Source organism: Terrisporobacter sp. (assembly GCF_017888745.1).
Taxonomy (GTDB): Bacteria; Bacillota; Clostridia; order Peptostreptococcales; family Peptostreptococcaceae; genus Terrisporobacter.
The window spans coordinates 1-5839 of record NZ_JAGHFM010000067.1 but is presented as its reverse complement, the minus strand read 5'-3'; the positions used below and the strand labels follow the sequence as shown (position 1 = coordinate 5839).

The following is a 5839-nucleotide window of genomic DNA, read 5'->3' as shown; positions in this document are numbered from 1 at the left end:
TTTTTTCTCTATTAAAATAGTCATCTATTGTATACAACTTAAATAGATGACCAAAACCAAAAGTTACTATATAATTGTCATTTTCAAAAAATCCATCATGCTTATTAAAATTTCCTCCTATAGCTTGTACTATTGTCATAGCTAATGAAGGCTTTTCAGCAATTATTATTTTTTTCATAATTATACTCCTTATTCTGTCTTGTTTATTATAATATCAATCTCATTCATATTAGCGAGCATAGTTTCAAGCTCATTGCTTGTGCCACCTACAAAATAAGTATTATTTTCCGTTTCTTTTGCAATAATTTTAAATAAATCTTTAAAATCTTTTTTCATTATTTTTATAATTTGATTAATGTCACTATTTTTATTAAAGTTGTAATAGGTTTGATGCTCATAATTAGTCTTATATAATCTACATGAAAACTTAATAGAACTACTAACATTAATTGATAAGTAGTATCCATATTTTTTTATTGTATATTTTGTAAAAGAATCTTTTTTATCTATAGATATATTAAAAGAATCTTTATCCATTATTCCACTTATCATGGAAATTATTGCTTTATCAAATTTTTTTCTCACTTCTGCTTTTGTTAATCCTTTATTCTTCTTCATATATAACATTCCCTTCTGTTTCATTACTTTCAACAATCCTTCTTACATTTCCATTAAATCTTTGAGCATAGTAAGGCTGACTTAAACTACTTATCGTAACACCAGTTGAAGTTCCGTCATGGAGGAATTTCCCGTCACCTAAATATATTCCAACATGACCATTTTTTTTGTATGTATCAAAGAAAATCAAATCACCTCTAATCATTTCATTAGAATTAATTTTACGACCTTCTCTTACTAAACTATCAGTAACCACTACACGATAATCACCTAAAGTTACTCCTGCTTGTGCAAAACAATAATGAACAAATGAGCTACAGTCAAATATTTTATTTGCTATATCTAATGGATTTCTCCCACCACCAAATTTATATGGTGATCGTCCTACTAATTCAGTTCCTACCATTATGGCTTTTTCTATTGTTGAATTATTACCAGGATAAACTCCGTCTGAAAAGTCTAGTCCACTACCTCTGTATTCCATACATGATTTATAAACTTTATTTGGATAATCAAATTTAGCATTATCTAAATCTACAGACATACCATATCCGGGACCCCCATTGTAACAAGCCAATATTCTTCTTAAAGTATTTCTAAATTCACTATCGTTTTCGTCTGCTGACCAATCTATTAATTTTAAATTTTCTTTGCTATCATAAACGTATTTGTCAACTTTATGTTGTTTCCATAAAACATAGTTAGCATATGTCCTAACAATATATCCTCCTGCTATAATTTGAACTCTAGCATCATTTAAATATATTTGCCACATTTCTTCATATGTAGAAAAGCTATATCCTAACTCTCTATATACATCATCTAACCCTTGATCCATGTGATATGCCCATAAATTTTCTCCGTTTGTTAAGTCAAATTTTTGTACTTGCATTATTCCATATGCTCCACCATAGGAACAATTCATATCAAAGTTACTTTCATTTTTAGCTATTCCTGCTAACATCCAATTTGGTAAGCCTATAATTTCAGATGCTTCATTGAAGTATGAAACTAACTCTTGTGGTACTCCATTTAGACTTCCATTAATTAAACTATCACTATGATTATTTTTAGTTCCTAAAGCTAAAGCTAAAATTGACGATATACAAAAAGTAAGCAATAATAAAAGCGATAAGTTACTAATAACTATCGCTCTTATCATTTTTTTTATTTTCTTTTTATTACGAAAACTTTTTTCTATAATACTTAATTGCAAACTATCACCTACTTAAACGTTTCTTGAACATCTTCAATTATCCATTTTCCATTATCATCTTTTATAATTGTAAATTTATAATCAGTAGTAATTTCATCTGAATTTTCATGTATGCTTGAAAGTTGCATATTAGAATCATAATAACTTGAAAAAGTACCAATTTTTATATATACTTTGTCATTTATCATATTTGATTCATATATATTGGCTTTATTTAACTTTCTAAATACATACTCATGTCCTAAATTCAAACTTTCTACTTCTACTGCCGTTTTAATTTCTTCATAAAGTTTGTCAGTCATTAATTCTTTTATATCATATACTCTACTCTTCATTCTCTTTTCAAAATTATCGTCTTTATCTACATAGTTTGCATATGATTTTAAAAATTTTATAGCAACTTCTCTAACAGTTTTATTATCATTTTCATTCAGTCCTTCTATATTTGAAGTTATATCTTTTATATCAATATCTTGATTACTATTATCTTTATCTGAAGAAGTGTTATTATTATCTTCATTAGTATTTTCAATGCTTTGATTAGATGTATTATTTACCTTCATATCTTCTAATTTTTTGCTTACTATAACTAATCTACCTAATAATAACAATACTACAATGAATAATACTATTGATATTTTTTTGTATATCTCCATTTTAAGCCCCTCCACCAAATAGTGATAACTCTTCTTTAGTAACTTCAACATTAAATAGAATATTTTCTAATCCATCAATTGACAGAATACAATTACCTTGCTCTAAGTATGGTATTTTATTCAATTCATTATCTGATATTTGACCTTCAAATACATTCTTCAAGATGTTTAGTGCATTACTTCCTTGTTTCATTATGAATTTGTATTGAGTTAATTCAAATAAAGTTTTTATTTTTTCAAAAATTGGATCATTAAGATTGTTTGGTGCTACATCACGAATATTTTGTGTTGCAAATACAAGTCCACCAAAATATTTTCTTGCTTCCCTTTCAAAGTTAGTTAGATACTCAACAGCAAGTATATTATTTGAGTTTATTATTTTATGTGCCTCATCTATTAGTATCATGTACTTTTTACATTCATCTATTGTTTTTTCTTTTCTGTTAAAGTACCCCATTTCTTTTCGACCTTGGACTAATGAATTATTCCAAAGGATTGTTAAGATATTAAATATTTGTGCATTAAATATTCTACTATCAAAACTACTTAAATTCCTTAACTCAAATGAGATTATTTGTTCATTAGTCAAATCAGAAGATATGTCTGAATAGCCGTCAAATAATTTTCCATAGTTAAGTATCGTACTATCCAATGTTAGTATTATTTTTTCTAATATAATTTTCCTACTATCACTTATACTACTTTTCATTATTTTTTTATCTAAATCAGAATATAATTCCTCTTTAATAAAAGCTAATAAATCTGATAGTATAGGATATGCTCTAGTTTCATATTCTGTAGATTTATCAACTTCTATATTCCAAAACTTATAAAACTTATTAAGCAGCATTTCAAACTCCATACTCTCAACTGATGAACAGTCTTGTGACAAGTATTTATACATCATGCTAACCTTTGATATATGTGTCATAAAAGACAACCTATTATCAACTTCATATGTTTTATCATCTGTTATAGTTGCTAGAACTTGTAGAGGATTTATAATTCCGTCATTTCCGTCTAGTGATACAATTTTTCCTCCCAATGATTTTACTAATCCATTAAACTCTCCAACTATATCAAGTATTCTTATTGTTTGTCCTTGTATTGCATTATCTTTTACTAATTTTTTTAACAAAGTAGATTTTCCACTTCCCATACTACCTACAACAACACCATTATAATACATTCTCTTTTTAGTCTTAGTAAATATATCAAATAGTACATTTCCACCAGTAAAAGTTGTTCCTAAAAATGTTCCAGTTGGATCATCTAAGCTAGTAAAATGGAATGGATAACCTGCTCCTAATGTTACAGAAGGTATTGCCTTACCTTTTCTTCTATTTTTAAATTTTTCTTGTTCAGTATATGGAGTAAATAGTGATTGCCACTCATATTGTTGTTCATTTACATATATTGAACTTTTATATCCTATACTCTCAAGTTCTGATATAACATCTTTTACTTTTTCTTCAACTTGTTCTCTTGTAGTTGCTGATATAAAATATCTTACATTTACTAATTTTACAATTTCATTACTTTGAGTAATATCATTTACTAATGATGTTAAATTTTGATATGTATTTTGTGCTTCTATTCTACTTACTCTACTACTATCTGTATAATATCTATTTTCTAACTCTGCCAAAGATTTTTCTATTTTTGATTTAACTTTTCCCTTTTCATATGTACCTATATCTATAGTTATAATTACATCTTTTATAGCTATAATTCTTTCTAGCCAAAATTCTGATACTTGAGTAGGGTATTCATATATACTTACAACAGTTTCGTAGCCATCGCCTTTTTGTATTATTTTTTCGTCAAACTTTATTCCACCTTTAGGTTGAATTTCAGTTAGCAGATATGGATTATATTCTTTTTTATTATAATTACTATCTTTTATCATAACTTCATCGTCCTTTCAAAAATTCATTAAAAAAAGAACTATACTCATATGTATAGTTCTTTTAAGTTAATTGAGTATTCTATCTAAAAGTACAATGTACTTTTAAATTTTTGAATTTTGATTATTTAATTTATATAATATTTTTATTTTCTTATTTAAATCAATTTCTTTTATTGATATAGCATTACTCAATTTTCTATTCAAATATATTTCTTTTTCTTTCTTATCTCTTTCATTTTTAAAAAATAACATTAAATAAAATTCTTTATTTTTTCTTATTTTTTCTAATGCTTTAAGTTCTTCCATTTTTTCATTTAAATGTTTTATATAAATTGGATTATCAGTATTATCTATCTTTTTTTGTATATGTTCTTGTTGAACTTTTGTATTAACTGGGTAGTGCATAGATATTATTTTTAAATCATCTGTATACCCTCTTAAAAAACTTGTAAATTCAAATATATGTCTATTTATTTCATCACTATTTAGGGAGTTTAAATCTTTTGACTTTATTTGATATATGTCTATATATCCAGTTTTTGTTTTAAAATAATCATCTTCTACTACATTCAAAAAAGGTAGTAAATCTGATACTACCCTTTGAACTTTTTTATGTTCTTCTTTTAATTCTTTTTTTTCTTGTTTAATTTTATTTTTTTCTTGTTTCTTTAGTTCCTTTCTTTCTTTCCAAGATAATTTTTCTTCTTTCATTAATTTTCCGCCCTTTCTGTATTCCAATCTAAAGCATGATATGTATTTTTATTTCTTATAAGCATTAAGTACATTGCCTTATAATTTCTTATACCAGGATTAGATGTACTTTTCATAATTAAAAATATAGTTAAAATAATTGAACATACATAATATGCTATAACCACTTTCTGACTTACAATATTAGAAAGTAATATCGTTACAAAAAATGACATTAATATAAATATCATATCTACAAAATAGATATTTCTATAAATCTTTGTTTCTGAACTGATTTCAGATGGTATTATATACATACTCTATTTTCCCTTTCTCTCTTTAATATCTTTAATCTCTTTAAATGAGCTATTAAGTTTATTTCCTGCTTTTACTCCCATTTGATAATGTTTTTTAACATTTTCTCCTTGTCTACTTGAACCTATGCTCTCTACTACCTTATCTTTAGCATATTTTCCTAAAGTTCTAGTATTTGATTGACTTGAATTTTTTAATATGTTCTTATCAGACATAGAGTTTTTATTTATACTACCTACATTTTCAGATTTACTCTTTTGAGAACCTATTTTATTTTTAAGTCCATTTTCAAGTCTTTCATTTCTATTTGATTTTATATCACTTGATGATATATTTTTTCCACCTATATTTTTATTACTATTTGATTTTATATTACTTTCTAATGTCCCCGTTTCTATACTTGAACCACTACTTGAACTTGTTCCAAACTCACTA

At 25.7% G+C, this 5839-nt stretch carries 7 protein-coding genes; all 7 read right to left on the bottom strand.

The genetic code is table 11. The features are described from left to right. Window positions 1-189: 189 nt before the first annotated feature. Window positions 190-618: a hypothetical protein gene (locus J7G74_RS03215; protein WP_297131885.1), complete on the bottom strand. Its 429-nt coding sequence runs from the start codon at window positions 616-618 to the stop codon at window positions 190-192. Then, window positions 605-1834 carry a C40 family peptidase gene (locus tag J7G74_RS03210; RefSeq protein ID WP_330616371.1) on the bottom strand — a complete coding sequence of 410 codons (1230 nt, stop codon included), beginning with the start codon at window positions 1832-1834 and terminating at the stop codon, window positions 605-607. Before J7G74_RS03210 ends, J7G74_RS03215 begins: the two co-directional genes overlap by 14 nt. Before the next feature lie 8 nt (window positions 1835-1842). Next, window positions 1843-2490: a hypothetical protein gene (locus J7G74_RS03205; RefSeq protein WP_297131882.1), complete on the bottom strand. Its 648-nt coding sequence runs from the start codon at window positions 2488-2490 to the stop codon at window positions 1843-1845. A gap of 1 nt (window position 2491) precedes the next feature. Next, window positions 2492-4399, bottom strand: coding sequence for a VirB4 family type IV secretion system protein (locus tag J7G74_RS03200; protein WP_297131878.1), 1908 nt, complete (start codon window positions 4397-4399; stop codon window positions 2492-2494). Between the two features lie 102 nt (window positions 4400-4501). Continuing rightward, on the bottom strand, window positions 4502-5110 hold the full coding sequence (locus J7G74_RS03195) for a hypothetical protein (RefSeq protein WP_297131874.1): 609 nt from the start codon (window positions 5108-5110) through the stop codon (window positions 4502-4504). Further along, a complete protein-coding gene (locus J7G74_RS03190; RefSeq protein WP_297131871.1) occupies window positions 5110-5406 on the bottom strand; it encodes a DUF5592 family protein in 297 nt (98 codons plus the stop codon). Before J7G74_RS03190 ends, J7G74_RS03195 begins: the two co-directional genes overlap by 1 nt. A 3-nt stretch (window positions 5407-5409) precedes the next feature. After that, window positions 5410-5839, bottom strand: a 430-nt coding sequence (locus J7G74_RS03185) for a hypothetical protein (RefSeq protein ID WP_297131867.1), incomplete at its 5' end; no start/stop codon positions are given.